At 74.2% G+C, this 19,757-nt stretch carries 20 protein-coding genes; 6 read left to right on the top strand and 14 right to left on the bottom strand.

The features are described from left to right. Positions 1–178 precede the first annotated feature (178 nt). On the top strand, positions 179–2,452 hold the full coding sequence (locus ABZ822_RS20375; protein WP_360855748.1) for a phage holin family protein: 2,274 nt from the start codon (positions 179–181) through the stop codon (positions 2,450–2,452). A 54-nt stretch (positions 2,453–2,506) separates the two neighbouring features. Here the strand turns inward: ABZ822_RS20375 and ABZ822_RS20370 are convergent, their stop codons facing one another. Next, positions 2,507–4,300 carry an FAD-dependent oxidoreductase gene (locus ABZ822_RS20370; RefSeq protein WP_360855673.1) on the bottom strand — a complete coding sequence of 598 codons (1,794 nt, stop codon included), beginning with the start codon at positions 4,298–4,300 and terminating at the stop codon, positions 2,507–2,509. 193 nt (positions 4,301–4,493) lie between these two features. On the opposite strand from ABZ822_RS20370, the gene ABZ822_RS20365 reads away from it, so the two are divergent. Continuing rightward, entirely contained in the window at positions 4,494–4,811 is a 318-nt protein-coding gene (locus ABZ822_RS20365) for a 4a-hydroxytetrahydrobiopterin dehydratase (protein ID WP_360855669.1), read from the top strand. A gap of 240 nt (positions 4,812–5,051) precedes the next feature. Further along, entirely contained in the window at positions 5,052–6,347 is a 1,296-nt protein-coding gene (locus tag ABZ822_RS20360) for a cyclopropane-fatty-acyl-phospholipid synthase family protein (RefSeq protein WP_360855665.1), read from the top strand. Between the two features lie 152 nt (positions 6,348–6,499). On the opposite strand, the gene ABZ822_RS20355 is transcribed toward ABZ822_RS20360, so the two are convergent. Genes ABZ822_RS20355 through ABZ822_RS20345 form a run of 3 tightly spaced genes read right to left on the bottom strand, consistent with a single transcriptional unit; the run spans position 6,500 to position 9,326 of the window. Further along, on the bottom strand, positions 6,500–7,885 hold the full coding sequence (locus ABZ822_RS20355) for an FAD-binding domain-containing protein (protein WP_360855662.1): 1,386 nt from the start codon (positions 7,883–7,885) through the stop codon (positions 6,500–6,502). A 14-nt stretch (positions 7,886–7,899) separates the two neighbouring features. Further along, on the bottom strand, positions 7,900–8,739 hold the full coding sequence (locus ABZ822_RS20350; protein ID WP_360855659.1) for an anti-sigma factor: 840 nt from the start codon (positions 8,737–8,739) through the stop codon (positions 7,900–7,902). Continuing rightward, the gene (locus ABZ822_RS20345) at positions 8,736–9,326 is read right to left on the bottom strand and encodes a sigma-70 family RNA polymerase sigma factor (protein ID WP_360855656.1); all 591 of its coding nucleotides are present in this window, start codon (positions 9,324–9,326) and stop codon (positions 8,736–8,738) included. The genes ABZ822_RS20350 and ABZ822_RS20345 overlap by 4 nt, the downstream gene beginning before the upstream one ends. Before the next feature lie 279 nt (positions 9,327–9,605). On the opposite strand from ABZ822_RS20345, the gene ABZ822_RS20340 reads away from it, so the two are divergent. After that, the gene (locus ABZ822_RS20340; protein ID WP_360855653.1) at positions 9,606–9,806 is read left to right on the top strand and encodes a cold shock domain-containing protein; all 201 of its coding nucleotides are present in this window, start codon (positions 9,606–9,608) and stop codon (positions 9,804–9,806) included. 98 nt (positions 9,807–9,904) lie between these two features. Here ABZ822_RS20340 and ABZ822_RS20335 read toward each other — a convergent pair whose 3' ends face one another. Further along, complete coding sequence (locus ABZ822_RS20335) at positions 9,905–10,747, bottom strand: aldo/keto reductase (protein ID WP_360855650.1); 843 nt, start codon at positions 10,745–10,747, stop codon at positions 9,905–9,907. A 171-nt stretch (positions 10,748–10,918) separates the two neighbouring features. After that, complete coding sequence (locus ABZ822_RS20330; RefSeq protein ID WP_360855647.1) at positions 10,919–11,815, bottom strand: 2-dehydropantoate 2-reductase; 897 nt, start codon at positions 11,813–11,815, stop codon at positions 10,919–10,921. Between the two features lie 551 nt (positions 11,816–12,366). Here ABZ822_RS20330 and ABZ822_RS20325 point away from each other — a divergent pair. Both ABZ822_RS20325 and ABZ822_RS20320 read left to right on the top strand, forming a co-directional pair. After that, positions 12,367–13,146, top strand: coding sequence for an MBL fold metallo-hydrolase (locus tag ABZ822_RS20325; protein WP_360855644.1), 780 nt, complete (start codon positions 12,367–12,369; stop codon positions 13,144–13,146). Beyond that, the gene (locus ABZ822_RS20320) at positions 13,146–13,808 is read left to right on the top strand and encodes a VTT domain-containing protein (RefSeq protein WP_360855745.1); all 663 of its coding nucleotides are present in this window, start codon (positions 13,146–13,148) and stop codon (positions 13,806–13,808) included. The genes ABZ822_RS20325 and ABZ822_RS20320 overlap by 1 nt, the downstream gene beginning before the upstream one ends. A 76-nt stretch (positions 13,809–13,884) precedes the next feature. On the opposite strand, the gene ABZ822_RS20315 is transcribed toward ABZ822_RS20320, so the two are convergent. From ABZ822_RS20315 to ABZ822_RS20280, 8 genes are all read right to left on the bottom strand, one after another. Beyond that, on the bottom strand, positions 13,885–14,970 hold the full coding sequence (locus ABZ822_RS20315) for an MBL fold metallo-hydrolase (protein ID WP_360855641.1): 1,086 nt from the start codon (positions 14,968–14,970) through the stop codon (positions 13,885–13,887). Further along, positions 14,967–16,199, bottom strand: coding sequence for an aminotransferase class I/II-fold pyridoxal phosphate-dependent enzyme (locus ABZ822_RS20310; RefSeq protein ID WP_360855638.1), 1,233 nt, complete (start codon positions 16,197–16,199; stop codon positions 14,967–14,969). The genes ABZ822_RS20315 and ABZ822_RS20310 overlap by 4 nt, the downstream gene beginning before the upstream one ends. Before the next feature lie 227 nt (positions 16,200–16,426). Then, positions 16,427–17,248: an RNA polymerase sigma factor SigF gene (locus tag ABZ822_RS20305; protein WP_360855635.1), complete on the bottom strand. Its 822-nt coding sequence runs from the start codon at positions 17,246–17,248 to the stop codon at positions 16,427–16,429. Positions 17,249–17,652: 404 nt separating this feature from the next. After that, positions 17,653–17,913, bottom strand: coding sequence for a DUF4235 domain-containing protein (locus ABZ822_RS20300; RefSeq protein ID WP_360855632.1), 261 nt, complete (start codon positions 17,911–17,913; stop codon positions 17,653–17,655). A 3-nt stretch (positions 17,914–17,916) separates the two neighbouring features. Beyond that, positions 17,917–18,555 carry a DUF3618 domain-containing protein gene (locus ABZ822_RS20295; protein ID WP_360855630.1) on the bottom strand — a complete coding sequence of 213 codons (639 nt, stop codon included), beginning with the start codon at positions 18,553–18,555 and terminating at the stop codon, positions 17,917–17,919. Continuing rightward, positions 18,552–19,085 (bottom strand): phage holin family protein, encoded by a 534-nt coding sequence (locus tag ABZ822_RS20290; RefSeq protein WP_360855627.1) that lies wholly within the window; start codon positions 19,083–19,085, stop codon positions 18,552–18,554. The genes ABZ822_RS20295 and ABZ822_RS20290 overlap by 4 nt, the downstream gene beginning before the upstream one ends. Beyond that, positions 19,082–19,234, bottom strand: coding sequence for a hypothetical protein (locus ABZ822_RS20285; protein WP_360855624.1), 153 nt, complete (start codon positions 19,232–19,234; stop codon positions 19,082–19,084). Before ABZ822_RS20285 ends, ABZ822_RS20290 begins: the two co-directional genes overlap by 4 nt. 262 nt (positions 19,235–19,496) lie before the next feature. Further along, the gene (locus ABZ822_RS20280; RefSeq protein ID WP_360855620.1) at positions 19,497–19,745 is read right to left on the bottom strand and encodes a DUF6158 family protein; all 249 of its coding nucleotides are present in this window, start codon (positions 19,743–19,745) and stop codon (positions 19,497–19,499) included. Positions 19,746–19,757 lie beyond the last annotated feature (12 nt).

Here is a 19,757-nt window from a genome sequence, read left to right as displayed (position 1 = left end):
GACACCAGCGGCTCCGTCGGCGCCGCGCCTGCCCGCCGCCGACCGCTCGCGTACCCGTCACCCGGGCCGGTCCCCCGTCCTGCATCCCGCCCTCGGGCGCGCACCGTTGTGCCACGCTGGTGGGGGGGAGAGTGCCCGCCGTCGCGCGGGCGAGCCGGTGAGGTGGGACGCCGTGGTCATGGGCACGTGGCGGGCGCTGGGCGGTGCCGTCCTGAGGGTGCTGGTCGTCTGGGGGGCGAGCACCCTGACGATGCTCGCCCTCGCCGGGATCCTCCCGGACTTCCGGCTCCAGTCGGCGGACGGCGACAGCGCGACGCGGATCGCCGTCACCGCCGCCCTCGGCGCGGGTGCCTTCGGCCTGCTCAGCGCCCTGGTGTGGCCCGCGCTCGTCAGGGCCCTGCTGCTGGTGCCCGCCTTCGTCCTCGGGCTGCTGGTGTTCTTCCTCAACGGGACCGTGCTGCTGGCCGCGCTGCGGCTTGTCCCGGACGACCGGGGCGAGCTCACACCCGAGACGGCGGTGGTGGTAGCCGCGGTCATGTCGGCGGTCGCCTCGGCGACGAGCACGGCGCTCGCCGTGCGCGACGACGGCGCGTACCGGCGGCGGCTCCACCGGCTCGCCGACCGGCGCAGGCGCCGCGGCGTCGGCGGCCGCGGCCGGTCGACGGCGCCCGGCACGGTCTTCCTCCAGCTCGACGGGGTGGGGTTCGACGTCCTGGCCGACGCCGTCCGCGACCGGTCCCCGCACGGCCCGTCCGGGAAGCCCGTGCCGCCGGTCATGGAGACGGTCGCTTCCTGGTACGCGTCGGGCGGCCACCGGCTGACGCCCTGGCGCACCGACTGGTCGAGCCAGACGGGCGCCAGCCAGCTCGGCATCCTCCACGGTTCCAACGACGACGTGCCCGCCTTCCGCTGGTACGAGAAGGAGACCGGCGAGGTCATGGTCTGCAGCCGGCCGACGAGCGTCGCGGAGCTGCAGCGGCGGGCCGTGGCCCGCACCCGGGACGGCGGGCTGCTGACGGTCGACGGGGCCAGCCGCGGCAATCTGTTCAGCGGTGGGGCGGACCAGCTCGCGCTCGTGCTGTCGGTCGCGGCCCGGCGCGGTCGCCGGAACCGCTCCCGCTCGGGTTACTACGCGTACTTCTCCGACCCCGCCAACGCCACCCGCACCGCCCTCTCCTACGTCGCCGAGGTCTGCCGGGAGATCGGCCAGTCCGCGCGGGCGCGGGTGCGGCGCGAGGAACCGCGGGTCCGGCGGGGCGGCCTCTACCCGTTCATCCGGGCGTTCGCCACGGTCGTCGAACGGGACGTGGTCGTGGCGGCCGTCATCGGCGACATGCTGGCGGGCCGTACGGCGGTCTACGCGGACCTGGTCGGCTACGACGAGGTGGCCCACCACTCGGGCCCGCGCAGCCGCGACGCCGAGCAGGTCCTCGCCCGGCTCGACCGCAGCATCGCGCTGATCGCCAAGGTCGCCGAGCACGCGCCGCGCGAGTACCGGATCGTGCTCCTCTCCGACCACGGGCAGAGCCCTGGCCCCACCTTCGCCGGCACCTACGGCCTGGCCCTGCAGGACCTCGTACGCGCCGGGTGCGGGCTCGCCGTCCCGCGGCGTGCCGAGCGCTCCGCGAGCGGCGCGGAGGCGCGGGCGGCGGCGCGGGCGGCGCTGGGGCGGCGCGAGAAGGACAACGGGGAGCAGCGGCCGCGACGCGCCCGGGCGAGCGATCCGGTGGTCCTCGCGTCGGGCAACCTCGGGCTCGTCTCGTTCCCCCGCATCCTGGGCCGGGCGAGCCGCGAGGAGATCGACGCCCGCCACCCCGCGCTGCTGCGCACCCTGGCGGAGCACCCGGGCGTCGGGTTCCTCCTGGTGCGCAGCGAGGAGCACGGGCCCGTGGTGCTGGGCGCCGGCGGAGCCGAACTACGGCTCGAAACAGGCGAGTTGACGGTCGACGGCTGCGTCCCGGCGGAGAACCCGCTCGCCCGGTTCGGACCCGGCGCCGAGGACGCGGTGCGGCGGACCGCGGGCTTCCCGCACGCGGCCGACGTCATGGTCAACTCCGCGTACGACCCCAAGTCCGGTGAGGTGTACGCCTTCGAGGAGCAGATCGGCTCCCACGGCGGCCTCGGCGGCTGCCAGAACCGGGCGTTCCTGCTGTGGCCGGCCGAGCTGAGCCCCCCGGTGGCGGACGGCGAGGAGTTGTGCGGGGCCGAGGCGGTCCACGGCGTGCTGCGCCACTGGCTGCGTGAGGCCAGCGGCCCGGAGGTCCCGCTGACGGGCCCGCGGTCCGGCGACCCCGCGCTGGGTGAGGTTCCGTCAGTGCCCGTGCACGGCAGCGCAGTTGGCGATGGGCGGGAGCCGGGACGGGTGCCGGAGGCGCGGGGCCGTACGCCGTCCGGCGAGGAGGAGCCGGGCGCGGGCCCCGGCGCGCGAGGGGTGTCCCCGCTGCCGGGGTGACCGCCGGCCCCGCCACGCCACGAGCCGGCGAGCCGCCTGCCCCCGGCGCCCGGGTCAGCCGAGGTCGAAGACGTTCGGCAGCCCGATGCGATGGCGGAACGCGTCGTGGCGCTTGAGGTCCTCGAACTCCGGGGCGCGGTACAGCGGCTTCACCTCGCACCGCGGAGACGTCGAACCCGCCGCGTCCAGCAGGGCGTTGACCGCCTGGCGTCCTGAGGCGTTGGCGCCCTCCATCGTGGCCAGGTCGATGTCGACGGCCACGTAGTCGCCGGCCAGGAAGAGGTTCGGGATCTTCGTAACGGAGGCGGGGCGGTCGAACCACGTGCCGGTGGGGTGGATGAGGAGCTGTTCGTCGTTGCGCGGCTCGGATGTGCCGATGCCGTCGACGGCCGGGTCGAGGAACCAGGAGTGGAGGGTGCTGTCCCGCAGCACCGTACGGCCGGTGTCGTTGAGTGCCGCCTTGAGCTGGGCCCACACCTCGCGGGCGACCTCGTCGCGTGTGCACTGCTTGGCCGTCTTCCCGTAGAGGATGCCGGGCCGGTCCCATTCGGAGATGTCGACCGAGAAGCACTCGCGGACCCGGCCGTCGCCGTACTCCGCGGGGATGTCGCGGCCCTTCCAGTACTGGGCCTGGCCGACCGAGGTCAGCGCCCAGGGCGAGTCGAGGTGGTTGACGTGGCCGTGGACCACCGGGGTGGGCTCGGTGAGGTAGAACTGAAGGCCCGTCATCCAGTCGGTCTCCAGGGCGTCGGCGCGGCTCAGCGCGGGGTCCGCGGCCCGCAGCGCCGGGCCCCAGGTCTTCCGGGCGTGCTCGACGGGCATCGCGCAGACGTAGTGGTCGGCGGTGACGGTCCGCCGGGTGCCGTCCGGGTCCTGAAGCACGGCTCCGGTGACGCGCCCGTCCGCGTACGGGAGGTCGACGACCGCCGAGCCGACCTCGAAGCGGACGCCGAGACCGCGGAGATGCGTCACCCAGGGGTCGATCCAGGCTTCGTTGGTGGGGGCGTTGAGCACCCGGTCCGGCTCACCGTCGGCGCCGCGCCCCAGCATGTTGAAGACGAACGCCTCCAGGCAGTTGGCGACGGTCCTGGTACTGGCGACCTCGGCCTTGGTGGCGACGATGTTGCGGGTGATGCCGATGGCGAGGAGCCGCTGGTACTCGGGCGACATCCGCTCGGCCCGGATGAACTCCCACCAGGGCGTGCGCTCCCAGGCGTCGAGGCGGCGGCGTTCGCAGCTCGTGAGGAAGACGAGCACACGGTTCGCGAAGTACAGGGCCTCGTGAACGGGCAGCTTGCACGCGGTGATCAGCAGCCCCCGGATCATGCGGATCAGATCGTCGGGGGTCATCGGTCCCGGCGGGGTGCCGAGCGTGGCGAACGGCAGCCGGATGTCCTCGCGCCCCGTACGGGCGAACAACACCTCGGTGGAGGCGACCAGGTTGTCGTGGCAGCCGTTCGGATTGCCGGGGTACGGGATGCGCCGCAGCGTGTCGGGGAGGTTGAGGTAGAAGCCGGGGATGAAGCGGAAGCCGTGCTCGCCGGGCAGCGGCTTGCGGCCTCCGGTGGCGCTGTGCGGGACGTCCATGCTGCGGGCCTTGCCGCCCAGGGCCTTCTTCTCGTGGACGGTCACCGCGAAGCCGCGCTCGGCCAGCTCATGGGCTGCCGTGAGCCCGGCGACGCCTCCGCCGAGGACGGCGACGGTGGGTCCGGCCGCGCCGGCCCGGGGCCCGCTGCGTGCGGCTGCCTCGGCCCGGCCGGTGGAGACGGTGCCCCCGAGGGCCAGGGCGCCGCCCGCCGCTGCCGCGCCGGTGACGAACGTGCGTCTGGTACTGGGATGGCGTTCCATGGTCACGTTCCCCCTGCTACTCGCCGGTATGGTCGGGTACGGCGCAGGAGCCTATGAGCCGTCCCGGGCGGCGGGAAGCACACGCCCACGCCGGACGCACATTGACGCGAAACCGACCCTGTCCGGTGGCAGGCTGGGAGTACGCACCCGGCACCCCGAGCGGATCCGGTAGGCCCCGAAGGAAGGCTCAGACATGGCACCGAAAGCGCTGTCGCCCCAGGAGATCGAGGATGCGCTCGCCGAGCTCCCCGGCTGGGCGGCGAACGGCGACCGGATCGAGCGGACCTACACCTTCGAGGGGCACCTCGCGGCGGCGGCCATCGTGGGGCAGATCGCCCGCGTCCAGGAGGCCCTGAACCACCACGCCGATCTGACGCTCTCGTACAACAAGCTCACCGTCGCCTCCAGCACGCACAGCGCGGGCGGCAAGGTGACGGAGCTGGACCTCGAACTGGCCCACCGCATCGAGCAGATCGCCGCCGAGCACGGGGTGGGCTCCACCAAGGGCTGAGGGGCCGGGACGGGCCCCGGAGGGCGGCTGCTCCCCCGGGGCTCTCCGAGCGCCCCCCCCGAAGCCCCCTCCGGAAGTCCCTCGTCGAGAGGTCCCTGAGCGCCCTCCGGCAGGGGCCCGCCACGGGCCTGTTGCATCCCGTACCGCATTCCCGCCGATCCGCACCAATCCCCCGCCGCCCCGGCTCCGAATAGCGGCCGAGGGGCATGAGCCCGCGGCAAGGTGCGAGAGGGGAGCGGCATGACGGTGGGACGGCATCCGGCGGCCCTGATGGACGAGACGGTGGCCACGGCCGTCGACCCACGGCGCTGGCCCGACGTGGCGCAGGTGCCGGACTGTTCCCGCGCCCGGGCGCTTGCGGCCGAGAAGGCCGTCCGTGGCGCGGCGGCCCGGTTGCCGCTGCGGGTACGGCTCGGCGCCGGGGAGGTCATCGGGACGACGGGCCCGACGCTTCATGTGTACGACCCGGCCGCGTTCTTCCGCCGGATCGGGGCGTGCGGCCCCGTCGGCTTAGGCGAGTCGTTCATGGCGCGCGAGTGGGAAGCCGACGATCTGGTCGGCGTACTGGCCCAACTCGCAGTGCTCGATGGCGCGTTCACCGCGGAGGCGCCGGAGCCCCCGCGGCGGCACCGGCGGCTGCGGGGGAGGCCGGCCCCGGGTCCGGCGGAGAGTCCGGACACGCCGGTGGCCCGTCCGCGCGAGACAGCACACCGTACTGATCTGCCGAAGGAGTTGTTCGCCGGGTTCCTCGACCGGACGATGACGTACTCCTCGGCCGTCTTCCCGGGGTTCCCCGCCGACCACGCCACGCTGCCCGCGGCCCAGCAGTACAAGATCGACCGGCTGCTGGACCTGGCCGGCGTCGGACCCGGCACGCAGCTCCTGGAAATCGGCACCGGCTGGGGCGAGTTGGCGGTACGCGCCGCGGCGCGCGGTGCCCGTGTCCTGACCGTCACCGCGTCGCGGGAGGAACTCGAACCCGCCCGGTGGCGCATCGAGCAGGCCGGCATGGCGGAACGGGCCACCGTGATCCGCCGCGACTTCCGGCGGCTCCTGGGCACGTTCGACGCCATCGTCAGCGTGGAGATGGTCGAGGCGATCGGCGAGGCGTCCTGGCCGGAGTACTTCACGCTGCTGGACCGGATGCTGGCGCCCGGCGGCAGGATCGCGCTGCAGACCGTCACCATGCCGCACGACCGGCTCACCGCCTGCCGCTCGACGCCCTCCTGGGTCCGCAAGTACGCCCTCCCGGGCGGCGGGATCCCCTCGGTCGAGGCCATCGAGCAGGTCACCGGCGCGTACACCGGTCTGCGGATCGCCGCGCGCGAGGGGTTCGGCGCGCACTACGCCGAGACGCTGCGGCTGTGGCGGGAACGCTTCGTCGAGCGGACCTCCGGGGAGCTGGCGTCGATCGGGCTCGACGAGACCTTCCGGCGTCTGTGGACCTTTCATCTGGCCTGTGCGGAAGCCGGTTTCCGGTCGCAGCGGCTGGATGTGCAGCAGCTGCTGCTCGCACGGCCCGGGGACGAAGGCTGACTCCTCGCGTACCCGGAACGGAACACGGCCCCGGGGCAGGCCGCCCGGCCCCGCGGCGGGGCGTCGGTCCACGCGCGGGCGTCAGGCCAGGGGTGGCCGCAAGGCCCCGCGGCGGGGCGTCAGTCCCCCCGGCGTCAGGCGAGGCGCGGATGTCAGTCCACGCGCGGGCGGGTGAAGGCGTCGCCGGGTGCCGTGACAGCGGCGCCCGGCGCCACGACCGGCTCCGGGTAGTCGAGCCGCTCGCGGACCTCCCGCGGCAGACGCCACGGCCGGTGGACGGCGGCGCCCTCCACCACGGCCAGTTCGGGCACCCAGCGCCGTACGTAGGTGCCGTCCGGGTCGAAGCGCTCCGCCTGCACCAGCGGACACGGACCCGGGCCGCCGTCGTGTCCGGGCCCCTCAGGGCTGGGGCCGCTGCCCGCCACGGTCTGCCAGTTGAGCTGGTTCTCCGCCACGTCCCCGTCCACCAGCAGCCCGAGGAAGTGCCGTGCGCCCACCCGCCAGTCGGTGCGCAGGGTACCGGTCAGAAAGCCCGCCGCCAGCAGCCGCGCCCGGCCCGGTAGCCAGCCCTCGTACCTGAGCTGGCGCATCGCGGCGTCGACCGCGGGCCAGCCGGTACGGCCGTCCTGCCACGCCGCGGTCCGCTCCGGGTCCCCGTCACCGCCGGGTGACTCCGCGCGGCCCTGCCACGCCGCCCGCGGACGCGCGGCCAGGACCTGCTGGTGGAAGTCCCGCCGGGCGAGCTGCCGCAGATACGCGTCCGCGCCGGCGGCCGCCGACTTCCGTACGCGGTGGGCGAGTTCGACCGGCGACAGGGAGCCGAAGTGCAGATACGGGGAGAGGCGTGACGTGGCGTCGGCGGCCAGGTCGTCGATCCGGTCGGCGTAGGTGTCGACGGGCCCGGCCGTCCATGTCGTCATGCACCGCCGCCCCGCGGTCTCACCGCCCTGCGCGAGCCCCGGTGAGACTCCCAGCACGTCGCTGCGCGCGGGCAGGTCGTCCGAGCCGATGGGGCCGGGCACCCGGACGATGCGCGGGGCGCCCATCGGGTCCCGGGGCACCGCGCGCTCCCAGCGCTCGGCGTACGGCCCGAACGCCCAGAAGTGATCGGCGTCGTCGGGCCGCACGGCGTCCGGCGGGAGCGTGGTGTTCACCGCGTCATGGACCTGCAGCGCGCACCGCTCCTCGGCCAGCGCGGTGCGCAGCCGCTCCTGGCGGCGCTGGGCGTAGCCGGTCGCCCCGCGCGCGATGTGCACGCGGCGCGCACCGGACTCGTACACCACCCGGCTCACCTGCTCCACCACGTCGCCCGTACGCACCACGAGCCGGCCGCCGCGTCTGCGCAGCCCCGCGTCCAGGTCGGCCAGGCAGTCGGCGAGGAAGGCACGCCGGTTGGGTACGTCGAACCCGGCCTCCCGTACGCCCGCGTCGGCGACGAACAGCGGCACCACGGCGTCGGAGCCGCGCAGCGCGGAGCGCAGCACCGGGTTGTCGTGCAACCGGAGGTCGGAGGTGAACAGGGCGATCGACACGCGCATGGGTTGTGCTCCTACTACGTACTACGCGCGGGCGGAAGGTCCATCAGGGCCAGCGGCTCGGTGGTCGGTTGCTTCGATCCGCCCTCCGGTTCCAGGGTGATGCCCATCCCCGAGGCATCGCCGACGGAGCCGTGCATCAGCGTCGCGGCCGTGTCCTTCGACGCGTCCAGCAGACCTGCGGGGCGCATCGAGCCGTTGTCGTCGAACCATAGCTGGTAGACCTTTCCCGACGGCGGCTCGGGCATGTGCCCCATGAGGAACGCGGCCCGGTCCTCCTCCCGGGACACCACGACCGTGACGGTCCCTCCGCTCTTGAGCCGGCCGCTGCCCGCGGAGGCGTCCGGGGCGGCGAGCACCCGGGCCAGCTCCTCGTTCCTGCGCTCGGAACGCTTCGCGTCCTCCCGGGCCTCCTTCCGGACGTCGTGCGCGAGCTGCCGTGCCTCCTGCGCGTCCTGGCGGCTCGTCACGGCGACGGCTCCGCCGAGTACCGCGGCTGCCGCCAGGCAGGCGGCCAGCACATAGCGGAGGGCGGACCGCGGACGGCGCCGACCGTGGCCGCCGGACCAGGACTGCGCGGGCGACTGCGGATGCGACTGCGCCTGCTGCTGCCCGGGTATCCGCGGGGGCTCCTGGCGTACGGCGGCGGCGCCCGCCATCACCCGGTTCTTCATGCCGGGCGGCGGCACCAGCGACACGGCGAGACCCAACCGGGCGGCGGTGCCCGTCAGTTCACGTACCTCCTGGTCGCAGGAGGGGCACTCGGCCAGATGCCGCTCGAACGCGGCGCGCTCGCCCTCCGGCAGCGCGTCCATGGCGTAGGCACCCGTCAGCAGATGCAGGTCCGGGGCGTTCACGCGCTCACCCCCAGGCAGTCGCGCAGACGGATGAGGCCGTCGCGCAGGCGGGTCTTGACGGTGCCCAGAGGCAGGGACAGCAGCTCGGCGACCTCGCGGTAGGTCAGGCCGCGGTAGTAGGCGAGGGTGACCGACTGCCGTTGCAGCTCGGTGAGGGTACGGATGCAGCGGCGCACCTGTTCCCGCTCCAGCCGCGCCTCGACCTGCTCGGTCACGTCGTCGAAGGCGGGTGTCCGTTCCAGCAGCGCCGCCCGCTGCTCGCGGTCCGCCGCCGCCTGCGCCGCCCGTACCCGGTCCACCGCGCGGCGGTGGGCGAGGGTGAGCACCCACGCCATGGCACCGCCCCGGTCGGGCCGGTAGCGGGCCGCGGTGCGCCAGACCTCCACCATCACCTCCTGCGCGACCTCCTCGGACTGGGCCGGATCCCGCAGAACGCTGCGGACCAGGCCGAACACCGGGCCTGATACGGCGTCGTAGAGGTGGCTGAACGCCTCCTGATCGCCCCGGGCCACCATGCCGAGCAACTCCTGCAGGTCCGGCCCGGCGGGTCCGGGCCTGGGATGGCTGCGGAGATCAGCGGGCGCCATGTGTCCTCCCCTTACGGGGCGGCCGTCGCCGCCCGTACGTCCTGCCGGCAGGCCCGCTTCGACGGCAGGCTCCGCAGATCATTCGGAGCCGGAGCGTACGCGGATTGGCAGCGCACACCACAATCTTCACCGGATTCGTTCATCCGGGTGCTGTGGGTGGCGCTCGGGGATTCCGTCACGGCACGAGAGGGGACACGGGTATCGCACCGCCGACCGCGGTGCCCGGCGCCGCATCGATTGCCCGGCGGCCGGCGGACGGGCCACGGGAAGAGTGACGCGATGCCCACAGGAACGGTGAAGTTCTACGACGCCGACCGAGGTTTCGGCTACCTCGTTCCGGACGACGGGAGCCCCGATGTCGCCGTGGACGAGACCGCGCTCAACGTGATCGCGAACCTGACCAAGGATCAGCATGTGTCGTACGAGCTGACGAAGGACGCGGGGGGCGACCTGCGGGCGCTCAACGTCGTACCGCTGTAGCCACGGAGAGGCCGCGAGGGCGAGGTGCCGCCCGGCTCCCACCGGGCGGCACTCTGCGTCCCGCCGTCATGCGGCGGCGTGGGGTCGCCGGCGAGGGCTCAGTTCCAGTCGAAGGTGTCGGGGTCGGGCCCCAACCGCTTCCCGCTGTCCAGGCCCGCCACAGCGGCGACGTCGTCCGCGTCCAGCTCGAAGTCGAGCACGGCGATGTTCTCGCGGATCCGGTCCGGGGTGACCGACTTGGGAATCACGACGTTCCCGGTCTGCAGATGCCAGCGGAGGACGATCTGCGCGGGCGTACGGTCGTGCTTGCGCGCCAGCCCGGCGACGACCGGGTCCTCGAGGAGGTCCTTGCCCTGGCCCAGCGGGGACCAGGCCTCGGTCGCGATGTCGTGCTCGGCGTGGAAGGCGCGGGACTCGGCCTGCTGCAGATAGGGGTGCAGCTCGATCTGGTTGACCGCGGGGACGACCCCGGTCTCGTCGATGACCCGCCGCAGGTGCGGGGGCTTGAAGTTCGAGACGCCGATCGCCCGCGCCCTGCCGCTCTTGTTGATCTCGTCGAAGGCGCGAAGGATGTCGAGGTAGTCCTCGCGCACCGCACGCGGCCAGTGGACGAGATAGAGGTCCAGGTAGTCCAGACCGAGCCGGTCCAGGGAGGCGTCGAACTCCCGGAGGACGTTGTCCCGCGTCCACGTCTCGGACGCGCTGTTCCACAGCTTGGTGGTGACGAACAGCTCCTCGCGGGGGACGCCGGAGGCGGCGATGCCCCTCCCGGTGCCCTCCTCGTTCTCGTACACCCTGGCGGTGTCGATGCTGCGGTAGCCGGCCTCCAGCGCGATGCCCACCGCCCGCTCCGCCTCGGCGTCCGGCACCTGCCAGACGCCGAATCCGATCTGGGGCATGCGGACGCCGTTGTTCAGGGGGATCTCGGGGACCTTGCTCACGAGAGGCGATCCTTCTTTCGTCGGACAGTTGCTCCCCGCTTCAACGATCTTCGGCCGGGGCGCATTCCCGTCCGCGCGGATCCGTCCGGAACGGATTCCGCGGCGCGCCGGCGCACCCGCACGGCCAGGGCTTCCGTCCCGCCCCGGTGGCCCCGTGGCCCCGTGGCCCGTTCAGCGGGCGCGGAGTTCCGCGACGATCCGCGACGTGAGGGGCACCTCGACGCCGTACCGCTCCGCCGCCCGCAGCAGCGCGCCCCCGATGGCCTCCAGCTCCAGCGGCCGCCCGGCCTCGGCGTCACGCAGCATCGACGGCTTCGTCCCCGCGGGCATGCGGTCGAAGGCGGCCAGCACCTGCTCCGCCTCGACCGCCGACCCGCCCACCCGCGCCACGCCGGTGATCTCGTCGAGAACGGCGCGCAGTTCCGCACGCCGGTCGGTACGGAGGCCGCCGACCGGCGTCCCGTAGCGCGTGGCGAGCAGCGCGTGCGGGGCGAGCAGGGCGAACTTGTCCCAGAGCATGACCTCCTCGTCCTCCCGCACGGTCACCCTCATCCCGCTGTCCGCCAGCAGCTCCCCGGTCGCGGCGAGACGCTCCCCGGGCACGGTGGCGCCGGCCAGGTCCATCGCGGCGAACGGGCTGGTGTGCTCGATCCTCCCCGGCGCGACACGGGTGGACTCGACCATGATCGTGGCCGCGGCGACCTGCTCGGCCGGATAACGCTCGCGGAGCCGGGCGACGTGCTCGATGCCGTTGAGGAACGGAACGACCGTGCCGGAGCCGAGGACGTCCGGCGGTACCCGGTCGCAGGCCGCTTCGAGCGCGGTCTCCTTGACGGCGATCAGACAGGCGTCGACCGGCTCCGTCAGCTCGGTGCCCGCGGCGACCGGCACCGTGAAGTCGCCGTAGCGCGCGCTGGTCACGCTCAGCCCGTCGCGACTCAGCACCCCGGCCGTGTCCGCCCCGGCCAGACAGATGACGCGGTGTCCGGCGCGGGCCAGCAGGGCACCGACGAACCCGCCGACCCCACCGGGTCCGAGCACGGCCACGGTCTTGGGTGTCGCGTTCACGCAATCCTCCGGAAGTCGGCCGGTGCGGCAACTGGGCTGCGGCCGGGGCGAGTTGGCGTTCGGTCCCCCGGCCTGCGCGGCGGCACGGTCCGCGCCCCCGCGACCATCGTGCCAAAGAAGCCCGTCGCCGCTGCCGCCCGGGGAGGCGCGAGGAGGGTCCGGACGGCGGCCGTCGGGCGGAACGACGACATGGCTGTACGAGAAGGTCCGGCACGCCGGACGCGACCGCACCGGTCCGCCGGACAACTCCCCCGGCGGGCGGGCCGGTTCGGCGCGCGGAGGACCGAGCGTCACACGGACGGGGGTTATGGTCCGCCCGCGCCTCGTGCAGCCCTCGTTCCCGGCAGGCCGGAATCCGGGGTGCCGAGGCGTTCCCGGCGCACTCCGCCCGGGAAAGGGACGAGAGGCCGGGGATCACCGCCACCGCAGCGCTTACGCTCGACAGTGCGCGAGCCCGCCTCGACGCGCGGCCCGCGGCGGAGCCCGACGGCCGGAGCGGATCCCGGACGGGCGGCCGGACGGGCCGGGGCGTGAGCAGCGGGAGGTGGCGCATGCCGGTGGAGATCACCTGGTGGGGTCATGCCACCGCGACCGTCGTGGACTCCGGGGTGCGGGTGCTCACCGACCCGCTCTTCGTCCGGCGCCTGGCGCATCTCCGCCGCCGCAGGGGAGCGCTGCCGCCGCCCGAGGCCGCCGTCGCGGACGTCGCTCTCGTCTCCCATCTGCACGCCGACCACCTCCATCTGCCGTCCCTCGCGCGGCTCGCGCCCGGCACCCGGCTCGTCCTGCCCTACGGCGCCCAGCGCGCGGTGCCGCGCCTGCGGCAGCTGTGGGGCGCCGGGCTGCACCTGACCGAGGTGGTGCCGGGTGACGACGTCGCGGTCGGCGATGTGGTGATCCGCGCCGTGCCGGCCGCCCACGACGGGCGCAGACTGCCGTACGGGCCGCGCCGGTCCCCCGCGCTCGGCTACGTCGTGCACGGCGAGGCCCGGACGTACTTCGCCGGAGACACCGGTCTCTACGCGGAGATGGCCGAGGAGGTCGGGCCGTGCGACGTGGCGCTGCTCCCGGTCGGGGGCTGGGGCCCGTACCTCGGACCCGGCCACCTCGACGCCGCACGGGCAGCGCAGGCGCTCGCCCGGCTGACCCCGCACAGCGCCGTTCCGGTGCACTACGGCACGTACTGGCCGATCGGGATGGACCCGGTCAGGCCGCATGAATTCCACGCGCCGGGCGAGGAGTTCGTACGCCACGCGGGGCGGCTGGCGCCGGACGTCGTGGTGCACCGGCTGGCGCACGGCGAGAGCGTACGGCCGGGGGTGGCGCGGTGATCCTCGCGCTGTTCCCCGAGGCGGTGCGGGAGGCGGCACAGGGCGTGGTCGACGCGGTCCCGCCGGAGTCGACCCAGCAGGCCGTCGGCTACCCCACGCTGTTCGTGCTGGTAGCCCTCGGGTCGCTGGTCCCGGTGCTGCCGACCGGCGCCCTCGTCAGCACGGCGGCCGTGGTCGCCTTCCACCAGGGCTCGCCCCCGGCTCTGCTCGCGGTCTTCGCCGTGGCGGCGCTTGCGGCGTTCCTCGGCGACGTCGCCCTGTACTGGCTGGGGCTGCGCGGCGTGCGTTCGGAGAACGGCTCGCGTCTGCTGGACCGGCTGCGCGACCGCGCGGACCCCGGCCGGCTGGACGCGGCGCGGCGCAAGCTGGGCGAGCACGCCGTGCCGGTCCTGGTGGTCTCCCGGCTCCTGCCCGCGGGCCGTATCCCGGTGATGGTGGCGTGCCTGCTGGCCCGGATGCCGCTGCGGGGGTTCGCGCACGGGGACGCACCGGCCGCTCTGGCGTGGGCGGCGGCGTACGGGCTGATCGGGATCGCGGGCGGCTCGCTGTTCGCCGAACCGTGGGAGGGCGTGCTGGCGGCGGTGGCCCTGACCCTGCTGATCAGCGCGGTGCCGCGGGTGTGGCGGCGCCTGGCGTCGCATCGCCGGACCGGCGAGGGCTGACGGCGTCCGAGGTGGCCGCGCGAGCGGGCCGGTCCCAGGCGCCCAGGACGCGTCTCCAGGCGCCCAGGACGCGTCTTCAGGCGCCCAGGACGCGCGAGCCGCCGATCGGCAGGTCCCAGAGGTCCTCGCGCGACCGCCCCGCCGCCTCCCAGGCCGCGCGGACGCGCGTCAGCGGTTCGAGCGGCGCCTCGGCGGAGAGCAGGAACGTCCCCCAGTGCATGGGCGCCATGACGTGCGCGCCGAGGTCCCGGACCGCCAGGACGGCCTCCTCGGGGTCGGTGTGCACGGGGCGGAGGATCCAGCCGGGGTCGTACGCCCCGATGGGCATCAGGGCCAGGTCGATGCCGGGGATGCGGCGCCCGATCTCGCGGAACCAGTGGCCGTACCCGGTGTCGCCCGCGAAGTAGACGCGCCGCCCCCGCGCGTCGGTGAGCACCCAGCCGCCCCACAGGGACCGGCAGGTGTCGGTCAGGGTCCGCTTGCTCCAGTGGTGGGCGGGGACGAAGTCGAACCGCACGCCGCCCTCGTCGGACGGCAGTTCCACCGCCTCCCACCAGTCGAGTTCGGTGACGCGGATGAAGCGGCGGCGCCGGCACCACGCACCGAGCCCCGCCGGTACGAACAGATGGGTGTCGCGCGGGAGCCGTCGGAGCGTGGGCGCGTCCAGGTGGTCGTAGTGGTTGTGGCTGATGACGACCGCGTCGATCCGCGGCAGGTCCTCCCAGCGGACCCCGACGGGGGTGATGCGTGCCGGCGTGCCCAGGATGCGGCGGGACCACACGGGGTCGGTGAGGACGGTCAGGCCGCCGATGCGCAGCACCCAACTGGCGTGGCCCGCCCAGGTGACGGTGACGGTTTCCGGCCCCGCCTCGGGCAGCGGCGCCGGCTCGACGGGGATGCGCGGGATGTCGCGCCGCGCCTCCTCTCCGGCCGGCCGCATCCCGCCCTCCCGCGCCATGCGCACGAAATCCCGTACGCACGGCAGCGGTGCGGTCAGCCGTCCCGCGAACGACCTGGGCCAGACGCGGATCTCGCCGGGCGTACGCGGTGCGGGACGGGTGGTGGCGGAGCCCGCGCCGGGCCGGGAGCCCGCTCCGGACTCATGGGGCGTCCCGGTGTGTCCGGGGGTCCCGGCGAGGGGACGCTCGGTCCGTTCCGTCATCGCGGACCTCCGTTCAGTTCAGCGAGTGCTGATCCGAACAGCCTCAAGGCCTCCTCGACGTGCGGCAATTCGAGAGGGTCCGGGGCGGTGAGGGTGCGCAGGCGCTCGTCGTCGGTCCTGCCGAGGAGGGGCGCCGTCGAGAAGCGCACGCGCAGGCCGTCCGGTCCGTCCCCGAAGCGGTGGCCGCCCGGGACGGGGGCACCGACGCGGCGTGTGAGGTGGTCCTCCAGCTCGACGGAGTCGGTGATGCCGCGCTCGGTCAGGGCGGGGCGCAGCGGGTCCAGATCGGCGTAGAGGTGGGTACCCGCACGGGGCGGACGGGCCAGGACGCCGCCGGCCGTGACCGTGCGGTGCAAGGCCGGTGCGAGGACGGCCTGCAGGCGGACCGCGGCGGCTCTGCGGGCGGTGACGGGTTCGGGCTCGGCGAGCGCGTGGGTGACGGCGGCCGCGACGGGTCCGGCGAGGACGGCGCGCAGGCCGGACAGCGCGTCGAGCGTTGCGGCGTGCAGTTCGGCACCGCGCGGGGTGTGCGGGAACCGCGCGATCCCGGAGGGCCAGGCGGGCGGTACGAGGGCCGCGCCGAGGTCGGAGAGCACGACGACGTCGTCGGGCAGCATCTCCGCGGGGCTCAGCAACACCGCACCACCGCGGTCGTGCACGGTGTCCCGGTACGTCTCGTCGCTGACGATGAGCAGGTCCTCCTCGACCGCGGCCTCGCAGACCTCGTGCATCAGCTCGGGCGGCGCGATGGTCCCGGTCGGGTCGTCGGCCACGGACAGCAGGAGCACCCGCAGGTCGCCGCCCTCGCGGCGCACCCGCCGTACGGTCTCCAGCAGCGCGAACGGGTCGGGCACGCCGCCGCATTCGGCGGGGACGGGGGCGTGGTAGGCGTGCCGGTCGAGGATGCGGGTCTGCGGGACGTACCAGGCGGCGCAGGGGCGGGACAGCAGGATGTCCCCGCCCGTCGCGGCGAGCAGGGCGAGGAGCAGCGACTCGGCGCCGGGGGCGGCGGCGACGTGCACGGCGTCGGTCGGCAGCCCGCGCCGTGCCCAGTAGCCGCAGGCCGCTTCGCGCAGGGCGGGTCCGCCACCGACGGGCTCGGGGCCCTCCACGCTCGCCGCCCCGGCGAGCAGGGCGGCCAGTTCCGGCAGGACCGGCAGGCCGGGCTCGGACTCCGGCGGCCCGAACGGCGCCGGGCCGCGTGCCACGGGTGCGGTCCGCCGCTCCATCACCCACCTCCGCAGGGTCGGTCCGCGCCCGGTGCCCCCTCCACCGAAGGGCCCGGACCTCCACCCTCGCAGATCGCCGACGGGCGGCAACGTGACGGCGGGCAACGGGAGGAACCGCTTGGTGGCGCGTTCCGGCGGCCCGGCGGCGGCACGCCCACGGGGGCGGGTTCGCGCCGGTGTCGGTTCGCGCCGGTGCCGGTTCGCGCCGGTGCCAACTGGCGTCGGCGTCAGTTCGCGTCGGCCATGACCTGGTCGCAGAGCGAGGCGCAGGTACGGCTGATGAGCCGGGAGACGTGCATCTGGGAGATCCCGAGCTGTTCGGCTATGCAGCTCTGGGTCATGTCGCAGAAGAACCGCATGTAGAGGATCTGCCGTTCGCGCTCGGGCAGTTTGCTCAGCTTGGGCTTGAGGGCCTCACGGTCTATCACCAGGTCGTAGCCCGCGTCCTGGTCACCGAGGGTGTCCAGCAGGGCGTAGCCGTCCTCGGAGCCGGGCAGCTCGGCGTCGAGCGAGAGCGGGGTGTAGCTGTCCAGGGCCTCCAGGCCCACCCGGACCTCCTGCTCGGTGAGCCCGGTGTGCTCGGCGATCTCCTGGACGTCCGGTCCGCGTCCGTCGAGGGAGTGGGACAGCTCGCGGTGGGCGGTCCGTACGCGGTTGCGCAGCTCCTGGACGCGGCGGGGCACGTGCAGGCCCCACATGTGGTCGCGGAAGTGCCGCTTGACCTCGCCGACCACGGTCGGGACGGCGAAGCTCTCGAACGCCGTGCCGCGCGCCGGGTCGTAGCGGATCACGGCCTTCACCAGACCGAGGGCGGCGACCTGTTCAAGATCTTCCAGCGATTCACCGCGATTGCGGAACTGCCGGGCCAGACGCTCGGCCATGGGTATCCATGCCTGGACGACCTGCTGCCGCAGGGCCTCCTTCTCCGGGCCGTCGGGGAGGTCGGCGAGGACCTGGAACTCGGCGGTGGTGTCGGGGGCGTCGTCATGCGGGTGCTTCGCGGAGGGGCGCTTGGCCTGGGCCTTGCCCCGTGCTCGTACGGTCGTCATGAGAACAGCTCCCCTTACGCGGTTCTGTTCACCGCGGGAGCTGAGGAATGCGCCCGGGACGGGCCAGGGACACCCGGGCGGGCGCAGCTGCTCCCGCGGGCGTGCCTCCGGTCCGAAGCACGGTTTCGCTGCCCGGCCGATGGGCGTGAACCACGGTCGCGGGACTACCTCCAACGTAGCCACGAGAGGCGGCGGACGCATCCGGACGGGTGGAAATCCGCACTCCACCGGGCGACCGCCGGAGGCGGCCGGCGCGGTGGCGGCTCAGGGCGCCGGGGGCGGCCCCGGGCTCCGCGGTCCCGGGGCCGCGGCCATGGGCCCTGGGTCCACCGCCCGGGCCTAGGGCTCCAGGCTCCGGCCGGGCTCCGGGTGACCGCCCGGCACGGGCCCGGACCGCGCCGTGTTCAGGTCGGCCAGGTGCCCGTCAGGCGGCGCATCCCGCTGGCCTCGCCCCGCTTGACCCCCGCGCGCACGCCCGCGGTGATCGCCCCCTGCAGGGCCGCGGCGGGCAGCACCTCGCGCCACGTGCGGTCCTCGTCCGTGGGGGCCGGTGGCCGGTCCTGGCCGGGCAGCAGACGCCAGACCCGTTTGAAGATCGCGCCCGCGACCATCCCGCCGACGATGCCGGACACCATGGCCAGCACCTTGTAGAGCATCCTGCCCATGACTCACCACCTCCCGCCGGGGCCGGTGCCCCAGCCGTGGTGACGGCCGCCGCGCCCGCCGTGCCGTCCGCGCATCCCGCGCGTGGCCGCCACCGCCGCGAGCACCACCAGGCCGCCGACGACAGCGGTCGGTACGGGACGCTCCTGCCCGCTCCTGGCGGCCCGGGAGGCCGCGGACCAGAGGTGGTCCGGGGTCCGGTCGTGCACCGCGTGCCCCGCACGGGAGGTCCGGTCCTGCGCCGCGTGCGCCGCACCGGACGTACGGTCCCGCGCCGCGTGCGCCGCACCGGACGTACGGTCCTGTGCCGCATGACGGGCGCGGGAGGTCTTCTCCTGCACCTCGTGGGCGGCGTGCGAGGCACGGTCCTGCGCGGCGTGACGGGCATGGGACGAGCGGTCCTGCACCGTGTGCCGCGCCTGCGACGTGCGGTCCTGCATCGCGTGGCGGGCGTGCGAGGCGGTGTCCCTGGCGTGCTGGCCGGCCTCGGCCGCCCGGGCCTGGATGCGTTCCCTGACCTCCGCCGCCTTGTGCTGGGCCCTGCCCTTGACGTCGGCCTTGGCCGCGAGCTCCTCCACCGTGGCGCCCAGTCGTTCGCGGGCCTCGTTGACCTGTCCGCGCAGCTCCTCGGGGCTCTCGCTCATCGGTGTGCCCTCTCCTTGATGCGTTCGACATCGGCCTTGACCCCGCTGATGGCCTGCTCGGGTTTGAGCGGTGTGACCTTGCGGGTCTCCATCCGGCCGAACAGTGCGAGTCCGGCCGCGAGCAGCAGCAGACCGCCGGCCATGATCAGCGCGGCCGCCCAGACGGGGAGTTTCAGGGCGATGGCCGCGATGCCTCCGGCCACCAGCGCCTGCAGGGCGAGGAAGGCCATGAGGCCCGCCCCGCCGAAGAATCCCCCGCCCAGACCGGCGCGCTTGCCCTTGGCGACCATCTCTGCCTGGGCGAGTCGGAGTTCGCTGCGGACGAGGTCGGACAGCTGTTCCGATGCCTGCTTCACGAGTACGCCGACGGACTTTCCGTCCTGCGAGGGGCTCGTACGGTGTCCGTTCCCTTGGGCCTCCACCGGGGCCGCCGGGGGCGCCGAGGTCTTCCGGGCCTCGGATTCCGCGGGGCGGGTGGATCTCGTGCCCTGTGAGGTGGTGGATCTCGTGCCCTGAGAGGTGTCCGTCACGTGTCCTCGCCTCCTTCTTCAGGCGTGAACGACGGGGGAGTCGTGACCAGCCCTGCCGGAGGTTTCAGCAGCGCTTCCTCATAGCGGCCGAGTGCGCAGACCACGATGAGCATCACGATCGGCATGAGTAGGGCGAGCAACAACGCCATGGGCCCTGTCCCTTCCCTGAGCGCCCGCGCGCGCTGGTGGACAACGCCGCGGACTCAGGACCGAGTGACCCCGCTCACCATCACCAAACGTCCTAAATGCCCGAAACATACTCCGGGCCCGGGATCCCTGAAGTCCCGGGCCCGGAGTCCCTCTTCTCCCCAACTCACGGCCGCTCGGGCCGGATTCCGGGTTGCCCACCCGTCTGCCCCCAAACTCGCCCGGCGAACGTCCCCCGTCCCCGGATCGCCCACCCTCAGGCCCTCAGCCGCAGGTCCTGGCCCTGGCGCCGTCCCGGGTGCGGCCCGAGGCCACGTACCGGTCCGGGTGCCGCCGCAGATATTCGGCCTCCAGCTCCGCCATGCGCGAGGTGTGCCGGTCCAGGGCGTCCGGGGACCCGTACATCAGGGTCTCGTGGCGGGTGCGGTGGATCGTCTCGAGCTCCTTGATGAGCTGCGGTTCGTCGAGCGCGGCCGGGTCGACGCCGCCTCCCCGCCGTCCGAGGTCGGCCATGGGGCCACTCCC

This window comes from Streptomyces sp. NPDC047108, from assembly GCF_040643575.1.
Taxonomy (GTDB): Bacteria; Actinomycetota; Actinomycetes; order Streptomycetales; family Streptomycetaceae; genus Streptomyces.
Note: the sequence above shows the minus strand (reverse complement) of the source record. Positions and strands in the feature narration are given on the sequence as shown.

Bases quoted from the DNA above. Each gene is read 5' to 3' on its own strand.
- ABZ822_RS20375 (WP_360855748.1), top strand. From the start codon at position 179: ATGGGCACGTGGCGGGCGCTGGGCGGTGCCGTCCTGAGGGTGCTGGTC.
- ABZ822_RS20370 (WP_360855673.1), bottom strand. From the start codon at position 4,300: ATGGAACGCCATCCCAGTACCAGACGCACGTTCGTCACCGGCGCGGCA.
- ABZ822_RS20365 (WP_360855669.1), top strand. From the start codon at position 4,494: ATGGCACCGAAAGCGCTGTCGCCCCAGGAGATCGAGGATGCGCTCGCC.
- ABZ822_RS20360 (WP_360855665.1), top strand. From the start codon at position 5,052: ATGACGGTGGGACGGCATCCGGCGGCCCTGATGGACGAGACGGTGGCC.
- ABZ822_RS20355 (WP_360855662.1), bottom strand. From the start codon at position 7,885: ATGCGCGTGTCGATCGCCCTGTTCACCTCCGACCTCCGGTTGCACGAC.
- ABZ822_RS20345 (WP_360855656.1), bottom strand. From the start codon at position 9,326: ATGGCGCCCGCTGATCTCCGCAGCCATCCCAGGCCCGGACCCGCCGGG.
- ABZ822_RS20340 (WP_360855653.1), top strand. From the start codon at position 9,606: ATGCCCACAGGAACGGTGAAGTTCTACGACGCCGACCGAGGTTTCGGC.
- ABZ822_RS20325 (WP_360855644.1), top strand. From the start codon at position 12,367: ATGCCGGTGGAGATCACCTGGTGGGGTCATGCCACCGCGACCGTCGTG.
- ABZ822_RS20315 (WP_360855641.1), bottom strand. From the start codon at position 14,970: ATGACGGAACGGACCGAGCGTCCCCTCGCCGGGACCCCCGGACACACC.
- ABZ822_RS20310 (WP_360855638.1), bottom strand. From the start codon at position 16,199: ATGGAGCGGCGGACCGCACCCGTGGCACGCGGCCCGGCGCCGTTCGGG.
- ABZ822_RS20305 (WP_360855635.1), bottom strand. From the start codon at position 17,248: ATGACGACCGTACGAGCACGGGGCAAGGCCCAGGCCAAGCGCCCCTCC.
- ABZ822_RS20300 (WP_360855632.1), bottom strand. From the start codon at position 17,913: ATGGGCAGGATGCTCTACAAGGTGCTGGCCATGGTGTCCGGCATCGTC.
- ABZ822_RS20295 (WP_360855630.1), bottom strand. From the start codon at position 18,555: ATGAGCGAGAGCCCCGAGGAGCTGCGCGGACAGGTCAACGAGGCCCGC.
- ABZ822_RS20285 (WP_360855624.1), bottom strand. From the start codon at position 19,234: ATGGCGTTGTTGCTCGCCCTACTCATGCCGATCGTGATGCTCATCGTG.
- ABZ822_RS20280 (WP_360855620.1), bottom strand. From the start codon at position 19,745: ATGGCCGACCTCGGACGGCGGGGAGGCGGCGTCGACCCGGCCGCGCTC.